Source organism: Gangjinia marincola (genome assembly GCF_039523415.1).
Taxonomy (GTDB): domain Bacteria; phylum Bacteroidota; class Bacteroidia; order Flavobacteriales; family Flavobacteriaceae; genus Gangjinia; species Gangjinia marincola.
Window position 1 is genome coordinate 12,175 of record NZ_BAAAFG010000013.1, and the last position, 26,793, is coordinate 38,967.

Sequence of the window (26,793 nt, forward strand, 5' to 3'; positions counted from 1 at the left end):
GAATGAAGTTTTCTACATATATATTACTTATTGTCTTATTATTTTCGGCATTTACCGTTTCTGCACAAAGAGATAAGATTAAAAAGGCCGATGCTAAATTTAATGAGTACGCGTTTATTGATGCGAGAGAAATTTATCTTGAAGTAGCCAATAGTGGGTTCAAGTCGGTCAATCTCTTTAAGAAGTTAGGTGATTCATATTACTTTAATGGTAAATTTAGAGAAGCGGCCAAATGGTACGGTGAGTTATTTAAATTGGACAACTCTCCAGAGAAAGAATACCTATTCAAGTATGCTATCTCGTTAAAGAGTGTACAAAAATATGAAGAGTCTGATAAGATCATGGCTAAGTTTGAAAACTTACAAGACACTGATCGACGTGCAGAATTATTTCAAAAAGAACGAAATTATCTTGAGTTGATTGAAATGCAGTCAGGCAAATTTGACCTCAAGCAAGTTGATATTAATTCAAGGCTTTCAGATTTTTCACCTACGTTTTTTGGTGATAAATTGGTCTTTTCCTCTAACAGAGAGGTTGCTTCAACCTCAAAACGCGTTCATGAGTGGAACGAACAGGGCTTTTTAGATTTATATTACTCTGAGCGTAGCGAGGATAACTCATTGAGCGAAGATGTAGCCGAGTTTCCGGGAGATGTAAATTCTAAGTTTCACGAATCTTCTGCCGTATTCACTAAAGACGGAAATACGATTTATTTCACACGGAATAATTATGACGGTAAATTACAGCGTAATGACGCAGGGTTTAACTTTTTAAAAATTTACCGTATAAAACGCAAAGAAGGGGGTAAATGGCAAAATCCCGTAGAACTTCCTTTTAATAGTCAGGATTACAATGTGGCTCACCCTGCACTTAATGCTGATGAAACAAAGCTGTATTTTTCTAGCGATATGCCGGGCTCATTAGGTCAGTCTGATATCTTTGTAGTTGATATCGCAGAGGACGGCTCATTTGGGACTCCAAAAAATTTAGGCGATGCCATTAATACAGAAGGTAAAGAAACGTTTCCTTTTGTAAGCTCAACAAATGATTTGTACTTCTCTTCAGATGGTCATACAGGCCTGGGAGGATTGGATATTTTTGTCGCAAGTGTGGATGACGAAGGTAATTTTGATGAGGTCTACAATGTAGGTCGCCCGGTAAATAGTCCTAAAGATGACTTTAGTTTTATTATTGATAAAGAGACCAATTTAGGATATTTCGCTTCAAATAGAGAAGGTGGATTAGGAGAAGATGATATTTATGGGTTTAAGCAAAAGGAAGTCTTAATTAAAGAGTGTAATCAATATTTGAGCGGTACGGTTACAGATCCTGATTCTGATGAAGTAGTAGCTGCTGCAACTGTAGAGCTTTATGACGAGGAACTCAACTTGATCTCAAGCATGATTACTGACGAAAATGGATTTTATGAGTTCAAACTTGAGTGTGATAAAAATTACATTATTCGCGTCGTTAAAGAAGGATTTGAAACAAAAGAAGAGATCATAGAAACCACTAATGAGTTTGAGCGTAAATTCTTCGTTCCTATTGATATGAAACGAGGGAGCGATTTAGGAGTAACTACCGCAAGACCAGGGGATGATTTGTTCAAATTATTACAATTAGATCCTATTTATTTTGACTTTAATAAAAGCAATATTAGACCGGATGCCGAAGTTGAACTACAAAAAATTATTGCAGTGTTGCGTTCATATCCCAGAATGCAAATTGACGTTCGATCCCACACAGATAGTAAGGGCTATATAGGTTATAACGAAGATTTATCCAATCGTAGAGCCAAATCTACAATCAATTATATGGTTGAAAAAGGGATTGATCGTTCTAGGCTAAGTGGTAGAGGTTATGGTGAAGCTCAACTCGTCAACGAATGTTCAGATGGGGTCGATTGCACCGAAGATCAGCATCAAAAAAACCGAAGATCAGAATTTATTATTACAAACGACGATAATGAATTTGATGTAAGTAAAGCTACAGAGATTGTAAATGAGGTCATCGTGAACCAAGGTACTCCCGTTGAAACTGAAAACACTTCACAACCTAGCGCTACAATAGATCCTGTAGTAAAGAATGATATTCCTGTTGTTGAGGTCAATACGTCAATCTCACAAAAAGATCAGCCTGTAACCCAAACAGAGACCACTCCTGTTCAACCCGTGGAAACTGTAAATCCAAATGATAGGTATAACTTTTCATCCTCTAACACTAAGGAAATATTTACTGTTCAAATAGCGGCTATAGGTAAACGTTCAACGAATCAGTTTGACTATTTAGGCAATGTATTTAACCATCAATATCAAGATGGATTTAACCGATATTTCTCAGGTACATTTGCAACAAGAGAAGAAGCAAATAATTATAAACTTCAATTAAAAGATCAAGGCTTATCAGATGTCTTTGTGGTTGGTCTGCGGGGGCTTGAGCGTTTCTAACATCTATTAAACTTTTCCAAAAAAACGTCTCTTATCTAAAGAGACGTTTTTTTTAAATTAACTTCGTACCGATCTTAACTTTTGTAATGAATAAACTTGAAGAACAAGTCATTTTGGTAAATGAAAATGATGAGCAAACTGGAATTATGCCTAAGCTTGAAGCTCATGAAAAAGGAGTGCTTCATCGTGCATTTTCTGTGTTCATTTATAATGATAAGGGTGAGTTAATGCTTCAGCAGCGTGCAAAAAGCAAATATCATTCGCCAGGCTTATGGACCAATACCTGTTGTAGTCATCAACGGGTTGGTGAGGATAACATTTCCGCAGGTAAAAGAAGACTTGAGGAAGAAATGGGTTTTACAACTTCATTAGAAAATATTACTTCATTTATATACAAAGCGCCTTTTGATAATGGATTAACAGAACACGAATACGATCATATTCTAGTGGGATATTATCAAGATGCGCCAAAGGTTAATCCCAAAGAGGTTGAAGATTGGAAGTGGATGAAGTTAGAAGATGTTAAAAAGGATATCTCACTAAATCCAGATGTTTATACCGCCTGGTTTAAAATCATTTTTGATAAATATTATAATTATATCGCAGCGTGAGAGTGACCGTACATAGAAAAGCTCATTTTAATGCTGCTCATAGGTTATTTAGAAAAGATTGGAGCGATCAGAAAAATACTGAAGTATTTGGCAAATGCAGCAATCCTCATTACCATGGACATAATTATGATTTAATTGTTTCGGTTACAGGTGAGGTAGATGCTGAAACAGGTTACCTGATTGATTTAAAGATTTTGAAAGATCATATCAAGTTCGAAGTTGAAGATTACATGGATCATAAAAATTTAAACGAAGAGGTTGAGGAGTTCAAAACTCTAAATCCCACAGCAGAACATATTGCGTATGTTATTTGGAATAGACTGCGCAATAAATTAGAAAGTGCATTAGACTTAGAAGTGAAACTGTATGAGACTCCGCGTAACTTTGTAACTTACCGCGGAGAATAATGGGGTTAAACGTTGGAGACAAAACACCTCATTTTATAGCGGTTGATCAAAGAGGAGAGACATTTGACAGTAAAACGCTCATAGGTAAGAAGATAGTAGTGCTGTATTTCTATCCTAAAAATTTCACACCGGTATGTACCGCAGAAGCATGTTCCTTTAGGGATCAATACGAAGACTTTACAGATTTTGGAGCAGAGGTAATAGGTGTTAGTGCAGATAAACCATCCTCTCATCAAAAATTTTCGAAAAAATATACGATTCCTTTTCTATTTTTGTCTGATAAGGATAGAGCGTTAGCAAAAAAGTTTGGCGTAACATCATCTTTATTAGGATTGCTCCCTGCGCGAGAGACTTTTGTTATTGACCGCCAGGGCGTGGTTAGATTAAGATTTAGTAGTATGGGAGCTAAAGAACACATTAGGAAAGCACTAAAAGTCGTTAAAAATTTACATGAGTAGACCTGATTTATATCCACTGAGTTTTAATCCTATTTTAAAGGATAAGATTTGGGGTGGTTCAAAGCTTAGGATAGTATTGGGTAAGAATTCATCAGACCATTGCGGAGAAAGTTGGGAGTTAAGTGGAGTAGATGGCAATAGTTCAATTATTGCTAATGGACCCCTAAAAGGAAAATCGCTCAAAGAGGTAATTGATTTATACAAAGGTAAACTGGTAGGTGAGAAGGTGTATGCAAAATTTAAAGATCAATTTCCGTTATTGATTAAGTTTATTGATGCAAAGAAAGATCTTTCCGTTCAACTTCATCCAGATGATAAGCTTGCGCTTAAGAAGCATAACGCTTTTGGAAAGACAGAAATGTGGTACGTGATGCAGGCAGATCCAGGAGCTAAGCTTATAGTAGGTTTATCAAAGAAAGTTACTAAAGAAGAGTATAAGCAGCACGTAACAAAAGGCACAATTCAAGAGGTACTACAAGAGCATGAGGTTAAATCCGGGGATTGCTTTTTTATAAGTCCTGGTTTGATTCACGCTATTGGGAGCGGAGTTCTGTTAGCTGAAATTCAACAGACCTCAGATATCACTTACAGAGTTTACGACTATGATCGGAAAGATAGTCAAGGTAAATTTCGTGAGCTTCATCAAGAAGAGGCTTTAGAAGCGATGGACTTCAACCACCCTGGAAACTACAAGATTCAGTATCATATTAAGGAGAATACTGCGGTGTCTTTGGTTGAAAATGAATATTTCAAAACCAGTGTTTATCATATCAAAGGTGAAACAGATAGGGATCTCTCTAATACAAATTCATTTGTAATCCTTATTGGAATAGAAGGCTTGACACATATCAACGTTGATCAAACCTATAGATTGGAGTTGCAAAAGGGACAAACTCTACTTATTCCTGCAACCTCGAGAGGGATTAGTTTAAAAAGCGAGGAATCAAAACTCTTACAGGTCATTGTATAGATAATACGTATTTTTGCATTATACTAAGAAATAAGAATTCCAGAACATGGCAAATAAAAGAGAATTAAAAAAAGAATTAAATGATGTTTTCGCCAATATTATTGAAGCAGCGTATCTTCAAGAAGATTATGGAAAAAACGCAGATAATGCTAAGGTTGAAGAAATTGTAGATGAGTGTATCGACGCTTTTGATGCCTTGATAGCGCGCATTAATAAACGTGATGTTGAAGATTCAAAGAAACACTATAAGGACATTAGAAATGACTTTCAATCTAACGCTCAGCGTTTGGTGGAGAAGGTAAATAGTTTATAGTAACATTAATTTAAGAACGGTCATCTGGAAGAAGTTTTATTTTAGGTGACCGTTTTTTATTGAATACTATCTTGAGGTTTTAAAAGTTCTAAATCGCGCCTATCTTCAATAAACTTCTCCAATTGCTTACCATAGAGAGACTCTTTCACTTTTGGTGTAAGCTTGGTGTATATGGTGTCTAAAAATCTAAGATTAGCATCAAAAATTTCATTAAGTGCAAGATAAGGTGCAACCTCATGATCTGCGTTGTTTACAGCATAATTAATGGTGTATAGGTATTTGCGTTTGAGGTAATTATCATACTGAGCATTCAATGCAAAAATTTTCTCTTCATTTCCTTCTTTTTGAGCCTCAAAATTTTCTTTAATGAGATCAAGGTTTTGATCGTTTAGTTTTTGTGCATTCGTTCGATATTCCTTAAGGAGTTTTTGATTTTTGGATCCTTTTACTTCGGCATCTCGTTGAAAGTGGTCCAGGTTTGATTTTATAGAAATCGTTCCTTTTTCTCCAAAAAATTCAATGCGATCGTCATAGTCACTTTGGTCAACTTTGTCCAGGTAGAGATAAAAAACTTCGGGTTCAGTAACGGTTGTACTTAGCTTAAATGTTGGCTGTCCCTTCACTACAATAGAATCGGCATTCACTAATATTGAATCTTGTATTCGTTGAAGATACAGCGTTCCTTTCTTAAGACCCTTGACAGAACCTGTTACGATCATATTGCCTTCTTTTTTAGTTGAACAACTTAATAAAATTGCAAAGAGAAGTAAAAGCCTAGAGCTAGATTTCATGTTCATTTATTTGAGAGCGCAAATATCGTATTTATTCTTTATAAAAAATTAGAGTCATTAGGAAGTTGCGGCAATTTCCATCAAAACGGCACAAAACATGGCGCCATAAGTACCTACTACATAGCCAAGGACTGCCAGCAGTACACCTACTGTTGCAAGAGACGGATGAAAGGCTGCGGCAACCACAGGGGCAGATGCTGCTCCACCAACGTTCGCCTGGCTACCTACTGCTAAGAAAAAATAGGGCGCTTTGATCAATTTAGCTACTAGTATGAGTAAACCGGCATGGATGCTAATCCATACAAACCCAATTGCAATGAGGCCGGGATTTTCTACCACTTTAGTTAAATCCATTTTCATTCCAATGGTTGCTACCAGAACATAAATAAAAATACTCCCAATCTTACTGGCGCCTGCACCTTCGTAATTGCGGGCTTTTGTAAACGAAAGGAGAATTCCTATGAGGGTGGCAATAGTAATCATCCAGAAAAAAGTAGAAGCAAAAGACGCTAATGCACTGCTTTTATTTGTAAAAGCCTCAAAATTTTCTGTGAGGCCGGTAGAAATGAGTTCTGATCCCCAATGTGCAATTCCTACTGCGGTAAAGGCGATGCTCAGCATAATCACAAGATCATTAAGACTGGGATTGCGTTCTCTCTTTTTTGAAAATGCAGTTACTTTTTTCTTAAGAGCGGTAATAGCAGATGAATCCGCTTTAAGCCAGTTGTCAATGCGTTTGTTACGTTCAATGCCTATAAGAATAATGGCCATCCAAACATTAGCGACTACAATATCTACTAAAACCATCCCGCCGTATTCTTCCTGATTATATTCAAAAATCTCTAACATGGCGGCCTGGTTTGCACCGCCTCCAATCCAGCTTCCGGCGATGGTTGTAAGTCCTCTCCAAACTGCATCTGGTCCAACACCTCCAACAGTTTCGGGAGAGAACGCAGAGATAAGCAAAATCGCCAATGGTCCACCAATGATAATGCCCAACGTACCAGTCAAAAACATAATAAGAGCCTTAGGCCCTAAATTAAATATGGCTTTAAGATCTATACTTAAAGTCATTAAAACCAACGATGCGGGTAATAAATAACGACTTGCAATAAAATAGAGTTGAGATATTTCATCGCTAATTAAACCCAGACTGTTGAAGATTGATGGAATGAGATAACACATTAAAAGTGCGGGAATGAAGCGATAAAAGTTTTTCCAAAAGCCAGACTTGATAGAAGAGGTGTAAAATACAAGTCCAAGCGCAGCCATTAAAAGCCCTAAGACAATCGCATCGTTTTCAAAAATAGGAGAATCCATGAATATAATTTTGACCAAGATAAGCGATAACTTGCATAAATTTAATGTTTCTTTAAACTTGGGAAACTTATATTTACATCATGAAGAAGATTGCACTGATTAGTTTAGTTTTTTGCTTTTTTTATGCGCAACAAAATTTCGCTACAAATCCTTATTGGGGAAAAACGGGTCACCGCGTAATTGGTGAAATTGCTGCGGCCCATCTCTCAAAGAAAGCGCGTAAGAATATTGATAAGCTTTTAAAAGGACAAGGATTAGCATTAGTCTCTATTTATGCTGATGAGATAAAGAGTGATGATAGATATGATAAGTATGGACCCTGGCATTATGTGAATATACCCTTTGATAAAACGTATGATACTCATCCTAAAAATCCAAAAGGGGATCTTATCCAGGGAATAAATACCTGTGTAGAAATTCTCAATGATGAGAATTCTTCAAATGATGATAAAGTTTTTCACTTAAAAATGTTAGTTCATTTAATAGGGGATTTGCATCAACCACTGCATACAGGATTAAGCGAGAATAGAGGTGGGAATGATATTAAACTCCAATGGTTTTGGGATGATTCAAACTTGCACCGGGTTTGGGATACAGATATGATTGAGTCATATAAAATGAGTTATACAGAACTTGCGAATAATAGGGAAGAATTATCTAAACGCCAGTTGGCTTTTTATCAAGAGGGGGAACTTATGGATTGGGTTAATGAATCCAGGGCGTATGCAAAAGATATATATAATTCTACCAAAGCAGGTGATAATATTAGTTATCAATATATGTATAATTGGTTTCCATTAGTGCGCACACAATTACAGAAAGGTGGAGTTAGATTGGCCAAAGTGCTAAATGAACTATTTGATTAACGTCTTCGTTTAGATAGTTTATTCATGCTTATACTGCGTTGACGGCTGCACTTAAAGCGACCAACTTCATCGCTTCTCAATCTGGCATGTTTGGTAGATCTTCCTTGAACACGTTTTCTCCACATTTTAAAACTTGAAGGTTTCATATTGCGTCGCATTAGCGTAATAACCTCTTTTTCGGTGATATCAAACTGAAATCTAATAGAGTCAAAAGGCGTGCGATCCTCCCATGCCATTTCAATTATGCGATCTAATTCTCTGGTAGAAAATTGTTCTTCGTTCAAAGCTTTAATAATTTTTCTGCTAAAATAGCAGCAGAATATTCAAATTACGATGAACCACCTATAAAATTGAGTTAATGATTGATAAATTCTTAGTTTAGAAGAGCTATTTCAATGAACTATAACGGTGTAGTTATTCTGGTTATCAGTTATTTAGATGGAAATTTGTGATTTTATCGCTTGAATATGTTATGCGCGCATAGTAATTTTGTAACCTAAATAGAATAGTATGAATATCAAGGTAATAAGTTATACGACACTGCGAATGATTATTGGAATTTTCTTAGTCATACATGGTTTTTATAATGCCTTATTTTTTTCTAATTTTTTGAATCGATTGGACCACTATTTTGAAAAACAAGATTTATTTTATAATGATTTCTTAATCGCTACTGCACCACTTGTTCCATTTGAAGAATTCATTTTAGGCGCATTACTCATTTGCGGTTTATTCACTAAAAAAGTACTGTATATCGCGACTGGTTTGGTGTTATTCTTCGCTTCATTTGTTCTTAAAGCGAATACCTACGGTCTGGGTATGATCTATGTTTTTATTGTTTTTATCTCTTTGATTCTTTTGCTTAAAGAAGAGTATAACTACTTTTCTGTTGACACTGTAATCAATAAAAAAACTACTGTATCACGCGATAAGTTAGGTTAATTCTTGGATCAACATTTCGTTGAGTCTTAGGTATTTGATGTTGCCAGTAATGTTGTGTTGTTCCCGTCATTAGCAAAAGGCTACCATGGGCGAGTTCAATATCGCACTTGATGCTATGATCTTTCTTGTATCGAAGTTTAAATTTTCTGGTTTCACCAAAACTTACCGAAGCGATCACAGGATTTTGTCCTAATTCTTTTTCATCATCTGCATGCCATCCATTACTATCTTTACCATTTCGGTATAAATTTGCTAAACAAGTAGTGAATCTTTGCGTACATTCCTGTTCAATCCTGTTTTTTATCTCTAGTAATTCTTTAGTAAAGGGTAGAGGATGCATGGTAATCCCAGAGTAGGAATAGCTACGATCATTGCTTGCATAAAGAGCGGTCAATCTTGGCTGGGGATGAACTTTTCCAAATAATCTAATATTATCCTGCTTCCATTTAAGATCATTCATTAAGATATTATAATAGGAATCAGCGTTTGAGCCAGAAAAAAAATGCGGAAAATAAACAACTTCTGCATCAATCAAGTCAAGATTAACTTTTTCTGGATTAGCGTGATGAAATAATGAAGTACTCATGAGTTGACCGTTTGTCCATCTTCCGCGAAAGCCTTAAAATCTTTCATGATTTGTAAAGAACGCTGTTTGAAAAGTTCAGGCTGTAATCTACCAACAATAGATAACAATCCGGTAAACTTAAAACGACTCACACTATTCCATTGCATAGTGTTTTCATCAATAGACTCAAAATAATTTTCCTGCATCGTAGTGATTCCATTTGACCTATAAATAGCATGCCACACGTGCGGAAGATTTTTCTTAGTGATCGTTTCGGTCATTTTTATTTTTTGGCCGTAAATTTTTAGTTTGAGGGTGCGTTTACTACCCACTTCACCTTCAGGTTGATCTACTGCTTTGGTAGAGATTAGGCCTCTTTGCCATTTGGGGAAATTTTTCGCTTCTTCAAATAATTTGATGGCATGTTCAAGGGGAACATTTATTTTAATCTGTGTGGTGTATTTCATTGGGTATGTACACTAAAAGTACTCACATTTTAGGATTAAAGCATTTATTTTATTCTATAGATCAGTCCAAATATACGAATAAACAGGTGCTGTTTTCTTAGCCTGCGAAGTATCTCTAATCTTAGTTGCAAAACCCTTCTAATTTAGTATTTTTGTCGGCATTGCAGAATAATCATAGCTATCATATGAAAAGGATTTATGTTATTTTTTTAATTGCGCTTTACAGCGGAATTTCTTTCGCGCAAAAGAATGAAGATAAAGTGCTTTTGACCATTGAAGATACTCCCATTTATGGCTCAGAATTTAAGCGGGTATATTTGAAAAACTTAGATTTGGTTCAAGACGAAGAACATAAAGATATCGATCAATATTTAGATTTATTTACAGAGTATAAACTTAAGGTTAAAGAAGCCGAGGCGCTTAAACTGGATGACGAAGCTTCTTTTAAGAAGGAATTTAAAAAATACCGATCTCAATTAGCTAAAAATTATCTTACTGATACAAAGGTAACGAATGAACTTATTCGTGAAGCTCATGAGCGATTACAGTATAAGGTAAAAGCCAGTCATATTCTCATTGGGATGAATGCGGTAGCCTCTGGCGCGGATACTTTAAAAGCATATAACAAAGCCATTGAAGCAAGGGACAAGATTATTAATGGGGCAGCTTTTGATATCGTGGCAAAAGAATATTCTACAGATCCTTCAGCCAAGAAGAATGGAGGTGACCTGGGGTGGTTTAGTGCATTTAAAATGGTTTATCCTTTTGAAAGTGGTGCTTATGATACACCGGTAGGAGAGGTGTCAATGCCTATTAGAACTACCTTTGGCTATCACATCATTAAAGTAGAGGATAAACGCAAGTCTATGGGTGAGGTTTCTGCCGCACACATCATGGTTGCTTTAAAAAAAGGGGACTCCTTAATCAATGCCGAAGAAAAAATAAATCAAATTTATGATCGGCTAAAACAAGGAGAGTCGTTTGATGAACTTGCACGTCAATACAGTGATGATCGTAATACAGCAAAAAAAGGAGGAGAACTTAGTAGATTTAGTGCAGGTAGATTAAATTCTGAAGCATTTGAAAACGCTGCTTTTGCATTAGAAAATCCAGGAGATTTATCGCAACCGGTTAAAACTAAATACGGGTGGCATATCATAAAACTGATTGAAAAATTTCCGGTTGCTTCTTTTGAAGAAATGAAAAATGAGCTGGAAGCTAAAGTAAAAAAAGACAGTCGCGCTCAAGTGATCACTACTAGTTTATCCCAACAATTGAAAGATCGTTATGAGATAACCGATAATAAAGAGGCGCTTGCTTATTTCTATGAGAATGTTTCAGACAGTATTCTCGTAGGAAAATGGAATTATAAAGCACTTGAATCCATTCCGCAGAAAAAGATTATTTCTTTGAGAGATAAATCAAAGTCCTATCAGGATTTTGCAAAATACATTGCTACACGCCAGCGTGGTATTAAAGGTGTGTCAGATAAAAATGCGACCATAAAAAAATGGTATGATGGTTTTATTAGGGATTTCGTGCTTCAATATCATCAAGAAAATTTAGAGAACGTAAATGAAGATTTCGCGAATTTAGTGGGAGAATACAGGGATGGATTGTTGCTATTTGATTTAATGGAGCAGGAGGTATGGAACAAAGCTAAAGATGATAGTTTAGGTTTGAACAATTTTTATAAAGAGAATAAACAAAAATACGAGTCTAGCAAGAGATTTGAAGCAGTGATCGCCAAAGGAAAAAATAAACGCAACATTGAGTTAGTTAAAACGTCTTTAGAAGAAGAAATGGCAGTTGTAGATATTAAAAAATCACTCTCACCTCAAGCCCGTAAGGATGTAATTTTCTCTAAAGGGAAATATGAGGTAGATAATAGTATTTTTCCTGCAGATCTCAAGGAAGAAAAAGGTGTTTCTGCAATTTATACACAAGGGGATACGTTTACCGTTGTACATATCGAAGATATAATCCCAAGTGGAATCAAATCATTTGAAGATGCCAAGGGAGAAGTGATCAGCGATTATCAGCAATACCTTGAAGAAAAATTTAAAGCGTCTCTAAAAGAAAAATATACGGTCAAGGTTAATAAAAAGAATTTAAAAAAGATCAAGAAAGAACTTGAAAAGGCATAATTCATATCACTTAGTAACGATCCTTTTTTTACTCGTAATTATTGGATGTAAAACCGGGGTAGAAGAAGTTGATCCTGGTGATCCTGTTGCACGAGTTAACGATACGTATTTATATAAGAGCGATATTGCGAATCTTGTTAGAGATAATATGAGTCCGCAGGATAGTGCCGTGGTGGTTTCGGCATATATCGATCGATGGGCTAAACAACGCTTATTACTGGAGAGATCCAAATTCAATTTGACTATGGATACTCAAAAAGATTTTGAACGCATGGTGGACGATTATCGCGTTGATCTTCTTACAAAGGCGTACAAAGATCGCGTAATTGCCAAAAAGTTGGATACTGTTATTTCTGCTAAGGAAATTAAAGACTTCTATGAGCAGAACATTCAAAATTTTAAATTAAATGAGGATGTTGTGGCATTTAGATATATAATTCTGGAAGCTGCAAATCCTGATTTATATACAATAAAAAGACAATTATCAAGATATACAGATGATGATCGGGAGCTTCTTAATGAGAACTTATCTGCGTTCTCTGGGTATTCATTTAATGATAGTCTGTGGATGCCTCCTAAACGCATTATGAATAAGTTTACAGCATTAAATGATCGACAAGAAAGTAGATTAACACGCAAGCAGTCTACGCTACAGGTAAAAGATGGTGATAGTACGTATTTAATTTTTATAAAAGATGCGCTTAAAGTGGGAGATTATGCTCCTATTAGTTACGTTGAGCCAACCATACGTCAGATTATTCTAAATAAAAGAAAACTTGAATTAACTAAAGAGTTAGAAAAAGAAATTACAAAAGATGCACTTAATAATAAACAGTTTGAATTATATGAATAGGTTTTTTACCATCGTGGTTGTGACCTTAGTTTGTAGCTTATCATACGCACAGGATAAAAAAGTGATGACAACAAAGGATTCTACTAGTTTGGTAATACAGAATGTTAAAGATTCTATTATCACTACCGTAGAAAAAATGAGTGACTCTGTCGTACCATTTAAGCGATACAAGGTTGATGGTGTCGCGGCTGTTGTTGGTGAATACGTTATTTTGAATAGTGATATTCAAAAAATGTATGCTGATCTAGAGGCACAAGGCGCAAGCAAGGAGGATATTACACAGTGTAATCTCTTTGGGAGCTTGCTGGAGAATAAACTTTTTGCGCATCAAGCAGAACAGGATAGTACAATCGTTGTGTCTGATTCTGAAATTAATGCCACGGTAGATCAGCAAGTAGCTGGTTTTGTACAACAAATTGGATCAATGGAGAAACTATTGGCTTTTTATAATAAAGACAATGAAGCAGATTTGAGGTCTGAGTTGTATAAAGTAAATAATGAAAATATTCTTGCTCGCCGCATGCAGCAAAATGTTGTGGATAATGTTGAGGTAACGCCTGAAGAAGTGAGAGCCTTCTTTGACAAAATACCCGAAGATGAACGTCCGCTGCTGGGAGATGAAGTAGAAATCGCTCAAATTATCATTGAACCAGAGGTGCCCGAAAGTGAAAAGCAAAAAGTAATTGAACGCCTTAATCAATTTAGAGAGGACATTCTTTATAATGGGGCTAGTTTTGCAACTAAGGCAATTCTCTATTCAAAAGATGGAACCGCTAAAGATGGAGGTGCAATGAGCATTACTAGAAAGGACCCCTTGGATAGAACCTTTAAGGATATTGCTTTCTCAATGCAAGAAGGAGAGGTTAGTGAGCCGTTTGAATCTCAGTTTGGATGGCATATCATTCAAGTCGATAAGATTTTAGGTCAGCGTTTAGATATTCGCCACATTATTCTCATGCCAGAGGTAACATCCTACACGGTTGAAAAAGCTCAAAAGAAACTTGACTCCATTCGCACTCAAATTGTTGCAGATAGCATAACGTTTCAAGCAGCTGCACGCAAGTTTAGCGATCAGGAAGAAACCCGGCAAGATGGAGGTAAATTGGTAAACCCTAGAACAGGAGACACCAGATTTGAGTTGTCTAAAATTGATCCAACTATTTACAATCAAGTAGTAAATTTAAAAGAAGGTGAGGTGTCTTTGATACTTACTGATCAAACAAGAACAGGTCAAACCTTTTTCAAGATAGTGACAGTACTAAAACGTTATGATGAGCATATTGCCAACTATGCTCAGGATTATTCAAAAATCAAAGAACTGGCGTTGCGTGAAAAGCAATTAAAAGCGATTCAGGGTTGGCAGGAAGAAAAAATTCAAGAAACTTACGTTAAGATTAATGGTGATTTTAAAACCTGTAACTTCGCTAGTAATTGGTTAAAGAAATAATATGTCAGACGTAGCAGCGGTAGAGCAGTTGGTAGTTAAACACCAGGAGTTAAAAAAGGAAATTTCAAAAATAATCGTTGGTCAGGAAAGTGTCATAGATCAAATTCTATTATCAGTTTTTTCTGGAGGTCATGCGTTGCTAATTGGGGTTCCCGGATTAGCGAAAACATTGATGGTAAATACTATTGCAACAGCACTGGGATTATATTTTAAACGCATACAGTTTACTCCAGATTTAATGCCCAGTGATATTCTTGGAGCTGAAATTCTAGATCAAAACAGAGAATTCAAGTTTATTAAAGGACCAGTGTTTGCCAATATCATTTTAGCAGATGAAATTAACCGTACTCCACCTAAAACACAGGCAGCACTACTTGAGGCCATGCAAGAAAGATCGGTAACTGTTGCTGGGCATCGCTATCAATTAGATTTGCCTTACTTTGTGTTGGCGACCCAAAATCCTATAGAACAAGAAGGGACTTATCCTTTACCCGAAGCGCAATTAGACCGTTTTATGTTTTCGATCAACTTAGACTACCCAAGTTTCCAAGAAGAAGTTGACGTAGTGAAATCTACTACAACCAATAAAACCTCAAAAGTAGAAGCACTTTTCACAGCAAAACAGATCATTACCTATCAAGAAGTAATTCGAAAAATACCGGTCGCAGATAATGTGATTGAATATGCGGTAGATGTTGTGTCAAAGACCCGACCTCATAAAGAAAAGGCGACAGAGATTGTCAAAGAGTTTGTTGATTGGGGAGCAGGACCAAGGGCGTCACAAAATCTCATTTTAGCTGCAAAGGCACACGCTGCGGTTCATGGAAAGTTTTCACCAGATATTGCAGATGTTCAAGCAGTAGCGCCTGGTATTCTTGGCCATAGAATCATTCGTAATTATAAGGCAGAAGCCGAAGGATTTACAATTGATAAAATCATTTCTTCGTTGTTATAATAGTTTAGTAACACGACGAGATTAGCAAAAATTCTTAAATCACCTTACTAATTTATCAATTCCATAGAAAAAGGAGTAAAAAACTGAAAATTTTAAATTTAGCGAAGTGATTTCCAGGTTTAGCCATCAATTATTTAATGAATTTAATGATTTGCTAAAAACTTTTTAATTTTTTTCAAATTTCGTAGTTTTGCAACCCACATAAAATTACGATATGGCATTCGATATAGACATGATTAAAGAGGTGTATGGCCGTGTTGCAGAACGTGTTGATGCAGCAAGAGAAATAGTAGGTCGTCCTCTTACACTTTCAGAAAAAATACTTTATTCCCATCTTTGGGATGGAACACCCACTCAAGCTTTTACGCGTGGTAAAGACTACGTAGATTTTGCTCCAGACCGCGTGGCCTGTCAAGATGCTACCGCTCAAATGGCTTTACTGCAATTTATGCATGCGGGCAAAGCACAGGTGGCTGTTCCCACTACCGTTCACTGTGATCACTTGATCCAGGCAAAAGTAGGTGCTGAAGCAGATTTAAAGAGAGCAAACAAAACCAGTAATGAAGTTTTTGATTTTCTAGGATCAGTATCCAATAAATACGGGATTGGTTTTTGGAAACCTGGAGCGGGTATTATTCATCAGGTCGTGTTGGAAAATTATGCCTTTCCTGGCGGAATGATGATTGGAACAGACTCACACACCGTTAACGCAGGAGGACTGGGAATGGTCGCTATTGGAGTTGGTGGAGCCGATGCTGTGGATGTAATGGCAGGAATGCCCTGGGAGCTTAAATTCCCTAAACTTATAGGTGTAAAGCTCACTGGAAACCTTTCTGGTTGGACTGCCCCAAAAGATGTAATCCTTAAAGTAGCAGGAATTTTAACTGCAAAAGGAGGTACAGGAGCAATCATTGAATATTTTGGAGAAGGAGCAACCTCAATGTCCTGTACAGGTAAAGGTACTATCTGTAATATGGGAGCAGAGGTTGGTGCTACGACATCAACATTTGGATATGATGAGTCTATGGACCGTTATTTGAGAGCCACCAAAAGAGCAGATGTAGCAGATGCAGCGAATCAAGTTAAAGAATATCTCACCGCAGATCCTGAGGTGTATCAGTCACCAGAGGATTATTTTGATGAGGTAATTGAAATCAACTTATCAGAGTTAGAACCGCACCTCAATGGACCTTTTACTCCAGATTTAGCAACGCCTATTTCTAAAATGAGTGAAGCAGCTAAAGAAAATGATTGGCCGCTAAATGTACAAGTAGGTCTTATTGGATCCTGTACAAACTCATCCTACGAAGATATTTCAAGAGCAGCATCTTTAGCAAAGCAAGTATCTGAGAAAAATTTGAAAACAAAATCAGATTTTACTATAACACCGGGATCAGAGCAAGTGCGATTTACCATTGAGCGAGATGGTTTTATTGATACATTTAATAATATTGGAGCAACTGTGTTCGCTAACGCTTGTGGACCATGTATAGGAATGTGGGATCGCTATGGCGATAATGCTGCCAATGGACCACGTAATACGATTGTTCACTCGTTTAACCGAAACTTTGCCAAAAGAGCAGATGGAAATCCCAATACACTAGCTTTTGTAGGTTCACCAGAATTGGTAACTGCTATCGCAATCAGCGGAAGATTAGATTTTAATCCATTAACAGATACTCTAATTAATGAAGATGGAGAAGAGGTTCGTTTAGAAGAACCAAGGGGATATGAATTACCTCCTGAAGGTTTTGATGTAGAAGACGCGGGATATCAATCACCTGCTAAAGATGGAAGCAATGTCACAGTGAGCGTTTCACAGGATTCAGATCGCCTTCAGTTATTGGAACCTTTTGAGCCATGGGATGGTAACAATATCATGGGAGCCAAATTGCTCATCAAAGCATATGGTAAATGTACCACAGATCATATTTCTATGGCGGGTCCTTGGCTAAAGTACAGAGGACACTTAGATAACATAGCAAACAATACGTTGATTGGTGCAATTAATATCTTTAATAAGAAAACCAATTTTGTCAAGAATCAACTAACAGGAGAATATGGGGGTGTTCCAGATGTACAGCGTGAATATAAAGCTAAAAATATTCCTACAATTGTGGTAGGTGATCATAACTATGGTGAAGGATCTTCTAGAGAACATGCAGCGATGCAACCACGTCATTTAGGAGTAAAAGCAGTAATCGTAAAGTCATTTGCACGAATTCATGAAACAAACCTAAAGAAGCAGGGGATGTTGGGACTTACGTTTGCCAATGAAGCTGACTATGATAAAATTCAGGAGAATGATACCTTCAATTTTATTGATCTTGAAGATTTTGCTCCAGATAAGCCTTTAACGCTAGAAGTAGTGCATGAGGATGGTACTAAGGAGAATATAAAACTTAATCATACGTACAACGACGCCCAGATTGCCTGGTATAAAGCGGGGTCAGCACTTAATTTGATTAAGGCTCAAAACGCATAAGTTAAATCTATAGACAAGGTTTCAAAACGCTTTGCTTTACTGCAAAGCGTTTTTTTATGTTAAGTAGTAAAAGTTAATTTAATCATAATTGATTCCATTTAAGGTAAGTTGTGGATTTTCGTGTCGTCTACCCTTAGGTAAACTTAAAATCATAACACATGAAAAAAGTAATTTTAGTAATTGGATTAGTAGCTCTAACTGCATTTTCTTGCAGCGACGATGACGACAATAGTATTTCAGTACCAATGGCTGAGGCGGCTATCATTTCTGGCGGTCCATTTAACTTTGTAGTAGATGGAGAGGTAGAGAATTTCGTTTCCGGGATCAGTATTGATGAAAGTAATGCTGTTGGAGAAAGTAATATTTGGGTTATTACAGATGATCAATTGAATATTTTAGGACTGCCAGCGACCTTAGATGCGGTAGAGAGTCAAAACTTTGATGGTGCTGGAGTAGGGACATGCTTAATATGGAACCTACGATTTAACGGTGAGGTTGAAGGCGCTGTAATGGGTGAGAATGCTGCAGATCTTGAAGGTGACTTTGCATTGAGTAATTCTATAACTGTTAATCGAGTTGAAAATGCCGAAGCTGGAACAATTTCAGGTGGGCCATTTAATTTTACGGTAGATGGTACGCCAGATTTTGTTTCTGGTATTACGTTAGATAATAGTGATGCAGCGGGAGAGTCATCTACTTGGGTAGTTACAGATGATCAAGGGAATATTTTAGGACTTCCACCAACGCTTGAAGCAGTAGAAGGAGTTGACTTTGATGGCGCTGGTGCAGGAGTTTGTTTGATTTGGTATTTAAGGTATGAAGGAGATCTTGAAGGTGCAGCAATGGGTGAAAATGCAGACGATCTTGAAGGGAATTTTGATTTATCTAATCCTATAACCGTTAATCGAACTTAATTTAAATGCAGTTTTAGTAAATGTAAAAAGCTCAATTTATTGAGCTTTTTCTCTTTAGATAAAGTGGATAAGCTGGTTAATCCTCGTACTTTTAAGGTATGAGTCAAATCACCACATTGACATTTTTTTCATACGATTCATTTGCAGCAAAAGCATGGGCCTTTGGGATGATGCAGTTTGCTCATAAGCCTTTGAGTAAGGTAGATGGGCTTCAGTTTTATAAATTACTGGGAAGTGGTCGTGAAAAGTTTAATCCATTACCAGATTGGTCTACGTATGCTTTGCTTCAAGTCTGGGATGATGAAACTTCGGCAGATACGTTTTTTAAACAGCATTCTCTGGTCAGCCGCTTCCGAAAGAAAACAAACGAACAGTTCACCTTATTTATGAAAAGCATCAAAGCACACGGGGAATGGTCTGGTAAGAATCCTTTTCAAAAAAGTAAGGATTTGGATGACAACAATACAGCTTTGGCTGTAATTACGAGAGCAACGATTAAGCCGTCTTACCTCATAAAATTCTGGAAATACGTTCCTATATCTCAACGACCTATTGAAAATAGTGATGGTTTACTCTATACAAAAGGAATAGGAGAGGTGCCCGTTATACAGATGGCAACATTTAGTATTTGGAAGGATAAGGTATCCTTAATGAATTTTGCTTATAATAGCAAAGAACATAAAGAGGCGATCGCAAAAACCAGAGCATTAAATTGGTACAGTGAGGAGCTGTTTTCTAGATTTCAACCGTATAAATCTATTGGGCAATGGCAGGGTAGGACGTGGTTTGATGATGGAGTGAATCCTTGATCAGGTAAAACGTTTAAAAAATGCTTTTATAAAATCCATAGATGCCAAGGAATACATTATTTTAATATCGGTGAAAAGGGATGATCGATCGTCTAAAAAATCAAAAGCATCAGTTAGCGAATTTCTTAAGTAAAATTTTTCAAAAATTTCTTCTCCTTTTTCATTGTGATGATATAAAACATCTAATAGGATGGTATCATAAAACCGATGTCGCTTATGAATTAAGTTGTGATGAGGGATTCTGTTTTTCTTAATATTACTAATGAGTTTATTTATAAACCGGTCTGTAGATTTGAACGAGTATCCCGTAGATGGTTTTACCCAGCCACCGGCCGTTCCTATTTTTGAGATTTTGTTCGAATGAGTTTTTTCAAACTTAAAATTACTCATAGGAATAATACCACCTTCTTCCTCCAGGATGGAATACTTATCAATATTTAAAATTTCTTGAATATAGCTATGTGTCCATTCGTCATAGTCTTTAATAAGTGTTGGAGTGAAATAAGTGAACTCAACCAGCGCTCTGCGAGGTGAAAAAGGGAGCACGTAAGTAAATGATGTGGTGTTGGGACGTTTTAAGCGATAATCCATCATGGTAAATACATTGTCGTCAAAACTGGGTTGTTCGGTTTCAATCACGATCCCCTTAAAGTGTTGTAAGAGAGTGATGCTATTTTTGGTGTCGTGAAAAGAAGGATCAATTCTACTATCAAAAACATGTGTTGCTTGATAGTTATTATTAGACGTTATTACGTCTACATAATCTTTGTATTCTACCGTTTTAATAACTTCAACAGGAATAAAAGTAGCAGTAGAACTGCTTTCAATTTTATCCAGCGCATAGGTATAAAAATCGATGGATCTTAGTGTCTTATAGGTGTAAGAGTCTAAGTCAAGAACTTTCTTTTTCTTAGAAGAATAGAATAATCCCTTACTCCAGCTTTTTGCTATGAGATGATCCCATTTTCCTTTTCCTTTTTCCCAGTATGACCAGGCTTTGTCATTTTGGACTTTGAGTGATTTATCTAAAATACCAATTGTACACGACTCAAAATAATTATCCTCAATAAGTTTAAGTGCTAATTGTAAACCCGCAGCTCCCGCTCCTATGATGATATAATCAAATTTAGAATAGTCCATAGAAGAAGATAAAGAAAATCAGTTGAGCAAGATATAGGTGTAGAGAAATTACAAAGTTTCCCCTAAGCTTACATAATTGATAGATAGTGTGCAATAGAGCAGCTATAATAAACCAGGCAACATAGTTTTGTAAAGGCGCTATCCCGCCCTCAAATGTCCAATAATCAAATATAGGAGCTGAGGTTTCCATAAAATAATCCAAGATTACCATTAGGAGAGCGCCGGATAAAATTTTTATTGCTATATTATTAGATAAGTGGTTAGAAATGGAGCCGGTAATAAAAACTAAAATAGCCCAGTTCACTCCAATAAGATAAGGAACCCCATCAAGTTTTGGACCAAAGTTTGTACCGTAGACATACTCGCCAAAGAATAACCCGTAACTCACACCTAGCCATTCTGCCAGCATTCCTACTAAGCCGAATAAAACAAATAAAACTAGTTTTTTTATACTGTCTAGTTTGTAATTGAATACTAAAACCCCGGTAATTATTAATAACGTAAATGGAGTTTTTTCAACAAAAAAATTGAGATTACCATTACCTATTCCTATCATAGCAGTGATGTGCATCAACCACACAACAAAGATGCTCAACAAAGCAACTTTTTCTTCTCTATGTGGAAAAAAAGCTTTAATCATGCGCAGGAGGGACTAGATCACTTACAATTTTAGCAGACAGTAAACAAAGAGGAATTCCGCCTCCAGGATGAGCCGATCCACCACAAAAGAAAAGATTGTTCAATTTTCTTGAAAAATTAGGATGGCGTAGAAAAGCCGAAAATTGCGAATTACTAGCAGCTCCGTACAATGCACCACGATACGAACTCGTATTTTTTTCTATTCCTCTGGGATCTAGAATATATTCGGTTTGGATGAGGGACTCAATGTCAACATTTAGTATTCTGGACAATTTTTTTAAAATTGCATTTTTGGCTTCATGTATTAAAATATCCCAATTTTGTTCGTAATTCCCGGGAGCGTTGATCATAACAAACCAATTTTCGCAGCCTTTAGGTGCATCATCCCATTTTTCTTTACTGGTTATATTCACATAAATTGTAGGATCAGAATGTAATGTTTTATCCTCGAAAATTGCTTTGAATTCTTCTTGGTAGTTCTCACTAAAAAAAATGTTATGCAAATCTAGTTTTGAGAACTCCCCGTGGATTCCCCAATAAAAAATAAGCGCAGAACTGGAACGTTCTTGTTTTAGTACTTTTTCAGGAGCCGGTAAATCTTTTAATAGATTTTTATAGGTAGGATAAACATCTGCATTTGAAACGACAATATCCGCTTCCAGTGCTCTTTTTTCTGTAGTAACACTAGTCACCTTATTACCTTGATGATGGATTTTTTTTACGCTTTCGCGGAAGCAAAACTCAACGCCCTGGTCTTTAGCGAACTTATAGAGACTCTGCGAGATATCATGCATTCCTTTTTTTGGAAAAAAAGTACCATAGTGCATTTCCAAATGAGGAATCATAGACAAAATCCCCGGAGTCTTATATGGCGAAGACCCATTATAGGTAGCAAATCGATTAAAGAGCTGTACTAATTTGGGATGCTTAAGTTTAGTTTTGTTTAGTTGATGTAGACTTGAAAAAACATGAAGCCCGGGAATTGCCCAAATACCTCTAAGCGTATCCTTAGAAAGATAAGTCTCAATCTTATGAAGAGATTTTTCTAAAAAAAGTTTAGCAGTATAATCATATTTCTTTTTGTTAGATGAAAGATATTCGCTCAAAATAGCTTGATCGATCCCAAAGGTCTTAGAAGCATCCTGGATGAAAACATTTCTATCTGCCGAGACAGAAAATGTAGTCCCATCTTCCCAAAAGTAATTGCAAACAATATCCTTCTTCTTATACTCAAAGAAATTGTTTGCATTTTCATCAAAGATTTCAAAGAGTTCAGTAACATACTGCGGCATCGTAAATAGTGAAGGACCTAGATCAAATCTATAGCCATCTTGCTCTAAGACGTGCAATTTTCCACCCGCGTAAGGATTCGCCTCAAGAACAGTGACATCATAGCCTTTTTTTTTGAGTCGTATTGAAGATGCAATTCCTGCAATTCCTGCACCTATTACAATAGCCTTAGGCATTCGGGAGAATTTATTTGAAGTATTTTAATGGAACAATCAACATTCCAAAATTTTCACCTTTATCTTTTCCAAGGTGCTTATGGTGCATTTTATGTGCTCTGCGAACTGCTTTTGCGTATTTATTATTCGCTTTTCTAAAAAATTTAAATCGTTGATGTATAAAAATATCATGAACTATGAAGTAAGCTATGCCATAGGCTAAAATCCCAAAACCAATAGGCTTACCTATCCAAAAATAATCTGGGCTAGAGGTCATAATACAAGTCATGCTCACCACAGCATAAAAAATAAAGAACAGATCATTACGCTCCCACCAACTATCATGATCTTTATGGTGATGATCTTTGTGCAAACTCCATAAAAATCCATGCATAACATATTTATGGGTAAACCACGCCATAAACTCCATAACTAAGAAAGTGATTATGAAAAGTAATATCCAGAGGATAGTATGCATACCTAAATCAGATTTAAACGATAAGAGATATATGACTTGGCGAGTAATCCTGCTTTTTCATAGTTAGGAACTCTAATTCTTCGATTTCTAATCTCCATGGATGGAGTTCTCCTTAATTTTTTAAGCAAACGAAGATAATAAATAAAGCCGGTATAAACTCCTAATTTCGCTTCAACGGGCAACCTGCAAATCCCTCTCAAACCAGCTTGAAAGTCAGCATCAATTTCATCAATGATTCGCTGTTTATCTTCTTCGTTCAATTCAGATAAGTTCGTATCAGGAAAATAAGATCTATTTAAATCTTCAAAATCAGCTTTGAGATCTCTTAAAAAGTTTACCTTTTGAAAAGCAGAACCTAAGCGCATAGCATCACCCTTGAGCTCATCATAGCGCTTGGCATCGCCTTTCACGAAAACTTTTAAACACATTAATCCTACGACATCAGCACTGCCATAGATGTATTCTTTGTATTCTTCAGTCGTCAAGTACTTACTTTTATGCAAATCTAGTCGCATGCTTTTAAGAAAAGCATGATACAATTCTGCCTGAATGTCATATTTGTGTACTGTTTCTTGAAAGGAGTTTAAAATAGGATTTAAACTAATTTTATCGTTTACCGCTTTATCCAGCTCCTCTGTAAATCGATCTAATAAATTTTCTTTATCATAATCATGAAAGGAGTCTACAATTTCGTCAGCAAATCGTACGAAACCATAAATATTGTAAATGTCCTGGCGTATGGAAGGAGCAATTAATTTAGTCGCAATAGAAAATGAAGTGCTATAAGAATTGGTAACAGTTTTACTGCACTTTCTTGATACTTCGTCAAATAATACTTTCATGATACTGTTTTTACCTGATGATGTTTTGAAATCAATTCTGAAACTAACTTACCCGATATTAGTGATGGAGGAACCCCCGGACCTGGCACCGTCAATTGTCCTGTAAAATATAACTGTTCAATTTTACTACTTTTTAATTTAGGTCGCAAAAAGGCAGTTTGTAATAATGTATTAGCCATTCCATAAGCGTTACCCTTATAAGAATTGTATTCTTTTACAAAATCTTTTACCCCGAAGCTTTCCTTAAAGATAATATTTTTTTTAACTTTTTGTTGAGTGATAGCTTCAAAGCGGGTTAAGATTTTGTCAAAATACTCTTCTCTTAATTCCTTGGTGTCTTTTAAATCCGGCGCTAACGGAATGAGAAAAAAACCATTCTCCATTCCTTCTGGCGCAGTGTTAGGATCGGTGAGAGAGGTAAAATTGGCGTAGAATAAAGGTTCTTTGGGCCATTTTGGTTGATCGTAAATTGCTTCTGCATGGGAGTTAAAATCAACATCAAAAAATAAATTGTGATGACTAACGTTTTTTAATTTTTTGTCAAATCCAACGTAAAATAAAAGGGAAGAAGGTGCGAATGTTTTTTTATCCCAATACCGTTCTGAATATTGCTGATACTTGGGTTCTAATAGTGTTTCAGTATGATGATAATCGGCACCACTTAAAATAACATCTGCCAAAAACGCCTCTCCATTTGCAATAACTCCATCAGCCTTGCCGTTTTTTGACATAATTTTTTCAACGGCGTGATTAAATTTAAAATTGACACCTAATTCCTCGGCAAGTTTCTTTTGCGCCAAAATTACTTGATGCATACCTCCTTTAGGATGCCAGGTTCCCAAACCAAAATCAGCAAAATTCATAAAACTATAAAAAGCCGGAGTATCACTAGGTTTAGCACCTAGAAATAACACCGGGAACTCGAGGATTTGAATTAGTTTGTGATTAGTAAATTCTTTCCTGACTTCTTTTGAAATATTACTAAAAAACTGACCTGCTCTTTTAATTGTTTCAGTAGTAACAAGCTCTAACGGACTAATCCCAGGTTTATAAACCAAGTTTTTTATAGCTATCTCGTAGTTACTTCGTGCCTCATGTATAAATTTTTTAAGCTTCGTTGAGCTACCTGGTTCAACATCTTCAAACGTCGCGTAAATTTTATCCAGTGAGTCTCCTATATCGATTTTATTATTCTTTCCAAAATAAACCGAATATCCCGGATCTAGCTTATCCAGGTGGTAATAATCTGAAGGTTTTTTATCAAAATCATTGAAAAATCGTTCAAACACATCCGGCATCCAATACCATGAAGGACCCATATCAAATGTAAATCCCTCTCTTAAAAGCTGCCTTGCTCGTCCTCCAACACTACCATTTTTTTCTAAAACAGTTACTTTAAATCCATCTTTAGCTAAATAACAAGCAGCAGACAATGAGGCAAATCCGGATCCGATAACTATAACCTTTTTGTTCATTTATTACAGGTATAATATAAACTCATTAATTGATTCAAAAGACTTCATTCTTGAATCTGGCAGGGATTTAGTAAGATTTTTAACTTTTCTGCCTAAAAACCAATAATGAGCATTATAGGGTTCGCAAAGCTCTTGTTTAATTTCTTCTAAATGGTGCTCTAAAGAATCTGGTTTTACTGTAAAGAAACTTACAAAATGCGCATTTTCTTGAGTTGAAGCCAAATGTTTTAAATCTTCAATGGGTAGACTATGTCCCAAGTTAATTGCGTTGTAACCGTGATATAATATTTCGTAATGTAAATAAAGCAAGCCAATGTCGTGAATCTCCCCATTAGGTAAATAAAGAATGAAATTTCGTTCTTTTCTATGAGGTTTTATAGATTGAAGTTGTTCTATATTCGTATATATTTTCTGTTTTATGAGAGAAGTAATAAAATGCTCATGAGAGGGATTTATCGTATTAGTTTGCCATAGTTCTCCAATTTCATGCAATAAAGGAAGAAAAACTTCGTGAAAAATATCTCTAAAAGATTTAGTAAGCTTAAGCGTATTGAAAGAAGATAAAAAAAGTTCGTGATCAAAGTTGACCATTGCAATTTTAAAGGATTTAATAGCCCTTGACTTGGTGCTGTTGGAAGCAGAAATTCTATTTACTAGAGAGGATATTTCGTTATTATCTAATTTAGAAATACGTGAAATTTTATAGCCATTTTCGTTAAGGAAAGCGATGTTTAAAATCTTTTGAAGACTTTCCAGATCGTAAAGTCTTATATTGGTGTCAGTTCGTTTAGGCTTCAAAATATCATATCTCTTTTCCCATATTCTAATAGTATGCGCTTTAATACCACTAAAGGCCTCTAAATCTTTAATGCTAAATTGTTGCTTAATCTCTCCCATGACAAATGTTCTATTAAACAAATCTAAATATATCTATTAGTTTTGTTTAAAAAACTATGTTAAAAGGTTAAACAATTAAGTGGTTTTTGAGAAAAACAAAAATAGTATTG

The 26,793-nt window shown here is 36.0% G+C and carries 27 protein-coding genes; 15 read left to right on the forward strand and 12 right to left on the reverse strand.

Annotated elements, in window-relative coordinates:
• Nucleotides 1-2: 2 nt before the first annotated feature.
• The 6 genes from ABD000_RS05780 (at nucleotide 3) to ABD000_RS05805 (ending at nucleotide 5,206) form a co-directional block, all read left to right on the forward strand.
• The gene (locus tag ABD000_RS05780) at nucleotides 3-2,447 is read left to right on the forward strand and encodes an OmpA family protein (RefSeq protein WP_343764812.1); all 2,445 of its coding nucleotides are present in this window, start codon (nucleotides 3-5) and stop codon (nucleotides 2,445-2,447) included.
• 86 nt (nucleotides 2,448-2,533) lie between these two features.
• Nucleotides 2,534-3,058, forward strand: a complete 525-nt coding sequence (idi, locus tag ABD000_RS05785) for an isopentenyl-diphosphate Delta-isomerase (RefSeq protein WP_343764813.1) — start codon at nucleotides 2,534-2,536, stop codon at nucleotides 3,056-3,058.
• Nucleotides 3,055-3,465, forward strand: coding sequence for a 6-pyruvoyl trahydropterin synthase family protein (locus tag ABD000_RS05790; RefSeq protein ID WP_343764814.1), 411 nt, complete (start codon nucleotides 3,055-3,057; stop codon nucleotides 3,463-3,465). Before idi ends, ABD000_RS05790 begins: the two co-directional genes overlap by 4 nt.
• Nucleotides 3,465-3,923 carry a peroxiredoxin gene (locus tag ABD000_RS05795; protein WP_343764815.1) on the forward strand — a complete coding sequence of 153 codons (459 nt, stop codon included), beginning with the start codon at nucleotides 3,465-3,467 and terminating at the stop codon, nucleotides 3,921-3,923. The genes ABD000_RS05790 and ABD000_RS05795 overlap by 1 nt, the downstream gene beginning before the upstream one ends.
• A complete protein-coding gene (locus ABD000_RS05800; RefSeq protein ID WP_343764816.1) occupies nucleotides 3,916-4,893 on the forward strand; it encodes a type I phosphomannose isomerase catalytic subunit in 978 nt (325 codons plus the stop codon). The genes ABD000_RS05795 and ABD000_RS05800 overlap by 8 nt, the downstream gene beginning before the upstream one ends.
• A gap of 46 nt (nucleotides 4,894-4,939) precedes the next feature.
• Nucleotides 4,940-5,206, forward strand: a complete 267-nt coding sequence (locus tag ABD000_RS05805; protein ID WP_343764817.1) for a hypothetical protein — start codon at nucleotides 4,940-4,942, stop codon at nucleotides 5,204-5,206.
• Nucleotides 5,207-5,262: 56 nt separating this feature from the next.
• Here ABD000_RS05805 and ABD000_RS05810 read toward each other — a convergent pair whose 3' ends face one another.
• Together ABD000_RS05810 and ABD000_RS05815 are read right to left on the reverse strand one after the other, a co-directional pair.
• Nucleotides 5,263-5,997 carry a DUF4369 domain-containing protein gene (locus tag ABD000_RS05810; protein ID WP_343764818.1) on the reverse strand — a complete coding sequence of 245 codons (735 nt, stop codon included), beginning with the start codon at nucleotides 5,995-5,997 and terminating at the stop codon, nucleotides 5,263-5,265.
• Between the two features lie 57 nt (nucleotides 5,998-6,054).
• Nucleotides 6,055-7,317 (reverse strand): DUF819 family protein, encoded by a 1,263-nt coding sequence (locus ABD000_RS05815; RefSeq protein WP_343764819.1) that lies wholly within the window; start codon nucleotides 7,315-7,317, stop codon nucleotides 6,055-6,057.
• Nucleotides 7,318-7,397: 80 nt separating this feature from the next.
• On the opposite strand from ABD000_RS05815, the gene ABD000_RS05820 reads away from it, so the two are divergent.
• The gene (locus tag ABD000_RS05820; protein WP_343764820.1) at nucleotides 7,398-8,183 is read left to right on the forward strand and encodes a S1/P1 nuclease; all 786 of its coding nucleotides are present in this window, start codon (nucleotides 7,398-7,400) and stop codon (nucleotides 8,181-8,183) included.
• On the opposite strand, the gene ABD000_RS05825 is transcribed toward ABD000_RS05820, so the two are convergent.
• The gene (locus ABD000_RS05825) at nucleotides 8,180-8,467 is read right to left on the reverse strand and encodes a TIGR03643 family protein (protein ID WP_343764821.1); all 288 of its coding nucleotides are present in this window, start codon (nucleotides 8,465-8,467) and stop codon (nucleotides 8,180-8,182) included. The genes ABD000_RS05820 and ABD000_RS05825 overlap by 4 nt on opposite strands.
• A 226-nt stretch (nucleotides 8,468-8,693) precedes the next feature.
• On the opposite strand from ABD000_RS05825, the gene ABD000_RS05830 reads away from it, so the two are divergent.
• Complete coding sequence (locus ABD000_RS05830; RefSeq protein ID WP_343764822.1) at nucleotides 8,694-9,125, forward strand: hypothetical protein; 432 nt, start codon at nucleotides 8,694-8,696, stop codon at nucleotides 9,123-9,125.
• On the opposite strand, the gene ABD000_RS05835 is transcribed toward ABD000_RS05830, so the two are convergent.
• Both ABD000_RS05835 and ABD000_RS05840 read right to left on the reverse strand, forming a co-directional pair.
• A complete protein-coding gene (locus ABD000_RS05835; protein ID WP_343764823.1) occupies nucleotides 9,097-9,711 on the reverse strand; it encodes an alpha-ketoglutarate-dependent dioxygenase AlkB family protein in 615 nt (204 codons plus the stop codon). The genes ABD000_RS05830 and ABD000_RS05835 overlap by 29 nt on opposite strands.
• Nucleotides 9,708-10,157 (reverse strand): SRPBCC family protein, encoded by a 450-nt coding sequence (locus ABD000_RS05840; RefSeq protein ID WP_343764824.1) that lies wholly within the window; start codon nucleotides 10,155-10,157, stop codon nucleotides 9,708-9,710. The genes ABD000_RS05835 and ABD000_RS05840 overlap by 4 nt, the downstream gene beginning before the upstream one ends.
• A 185-nt stretch (nucleotides 10,158-10,342) precedes the next feature.
• Here ABD000_RS05840 and ABD000_RS05845 point away from each other — a divergent pair, with 185 nt between their 5' ends.
• The 7 genes from ABD000_RS05845 to ABD000_RS05875 all read left to right on the forward strand — a co-directional run bounded on the left by ABD000_RS05845 (nucleotide 10,343) and on the right by ABD000_RS05875 (nucleotide 19,767).
• Nucleotides 10,343-12,304: a peptidylprolyl isomerase gene (locus ABD000_RS05845; RefSeq protein WP_343764825.1), complete on the forward strand. Its 1,962-nt coding sequence runs from the start codon at nucleotides 10,343-10,345 to the stop codon at nucleotides 12,302-12,304.
• Nucleotides 12,291-13,157, forward strand: coding sequence for a peptidylprolyl isomerase (locus tag ABD000_RS05850; RefSeq protein ID WP_343764826.1), 867 nt, complete (start codon nucleotides 12,291-12,293; stop codon nucleotides 13,155-13,157). Before ABD000_RS05845 ends, ABD000_RS05850 begins: the two co-directional genes overlap by 14 nt.
• Entirely contained in the window at nucleotides 13,150-14,604 is a 1,455-nt protein-coding gene (locus ABD000_RS05855; RefSeq protein WP_343764827.1) for a peptidylprolyl isomerase, read from the forward strand. Before ABD000_RS05850 ends, ABD000_RS05855 begins: the two co-directional genes overlap by 8 nt.
• Nucleotide 14,605: 1 nt before the next feature.
• On the forward strand, nucleotides 14,606-15,559 hold the full coding sequence (locus tag ABD000_RS05860; protein ID WP_343764828.1) for an AAA family ATPase: 954 nt from the start codon (nucleotides 14,606-14,608) through the stop codon (nucleotides 15,557-15,559).
• Between the two features lie 214 nt (nucleotides 15,560-15,773).
• Entirely contained in the window at nucleotides 15,774-18,044 is a 2,271-nt protein-coding gene (locus tag ABD000_RS05865; RefSeq protein ID WP_343764829.1) for an aconitate hydratase, read from the forward strand.
• A 158-nt stretch (nucleotides 18,045-18,202) separates the two neighbouring features.
• Nucleotides 18,203-18,958, forward strand: a complete 756-nt coding sequence (locus ABD000_RS05870) for a hypothetical protein (protein ID WP_343764830.1) — start codon at nucleotides 18,203-18,205, stop codon at nucleotides 18,956-18,958.
• 98 nt (nucleotides 18,959-19,056) lie between these two features.
• Nucleotides 19,057-19,767: a DUF3291 domain-containing protein gene (locus ABD000_RS05875; RefSeq protein ID WP_343764831.1), complete on the forward strand. Its 711-nt coding sequence runs from the start codon at nucleotides 19,057-19,059 to the stop codon at nucleotides 19,765-19,767.
• Here ABD000_RS05875 and ABD000_RS05880 read toward each other — a convergent pair whose 3' ends face one another.
• Genes ABD000_RS05880 through ABD000_RS05910 form a run of 7 tightly spaced genes read right to left on the reverse strand, consistent with a single transcriptional unit; the run spans nucleotide 19,768 to nucleotide 26,683 of the window.
• Nucleotides 19,768-20,907, reverse strand: a complete 1,140-nt coding sequence (locus ABD000_RS05880) for a lycopene cyclase family protein (RefSeq protein ID WP_343764832.1) — start codon at nucleotides 20,905-20,907, stop codon at nucleotides 19,768-19,770.
• Complete coding sequence (locus ABD000_RS05885) at nucleotides 20,894-21,547, reverse strand: carotenoid biosynthesis protein (protein ID WP_343764833.1); 654 nt, start codon at nucleotides 21,545-21,547, stop codon at nucleotides 20,894-20,896. The genes ABD000_RS05880 and ABD000_RS05885 overlap by 14 nt, the downstream gene beginning before the upstream one ends.
• Nucleotides 21,540-23,012, reverse strand: a complete 1,473-nt coding sequence (gene crtD, locus ABD000_RS05890) for a 1-hydroxycarotenoid 3,4-desaturase CrtD (protein ID WP_343764834.1) — start codon at nucleotides 23,010-23,012, stop codon at nucleotides 21,540-21,542. The genes ABD000_RS05885 and crtD overlap by 8 nt, the downstream gene beginning before the upstream one ends.
• Before the next feature lie 10 nt (nucleotides 23,013-23,022).
• Nucleotides 23,023-23,469, reverse strand: a complete 447-nt coding sequence (locus ABD000_RS05895; RefSeq protein ID WP_343764835.1) for a sterol desaturase family protein — start codon at nucleotides 23,467-23,469, stop codon at nucleotides 23,023-23,025.
• Between the two features lie 2 nt (nucleotides 23,470-23,471).
• Nucleotides 23,472-24,311 carry a phytoene/squalene synthase family protein gene (locus ABD000_RS05900; protein ID WP_343764836.1) on the reverse strand — a complete coding sequence of 280 codons (840 nt, stop codon included), beginning with the start codon at nucleotides 24,309-24,311 and terminating at the stop codon, nucleotides 23,472-23,474.
• Entirely contained in the window at nucleotides 24,308-25,786 is a 1,479-nt protein-coding gene (locus ABD000_RS05905; RefSeq protein WP_343764837.1) for a phytoene desaturase family protein, read from the reverse strand. The genes ABD000_RS05900 and ABD000_RS05905 overlap by 4 nt, the downstream gene beginning before the upstream one ends.
• A 3-nt stretch (nucleotides 25,787-25,789) precedes the next feature.
• A complete protein-coding gene (locus ABD000_RS05910; protein WP_343764838.1) occupies nucleotides 25,790-26,683 on the reverse strand; it encodes a MerR family transcriptional regulator in 894 nt (297 codons plus the stop codon).
• Nucleotides 26,684-26,793: the final 110 nt, after the last annotated feature.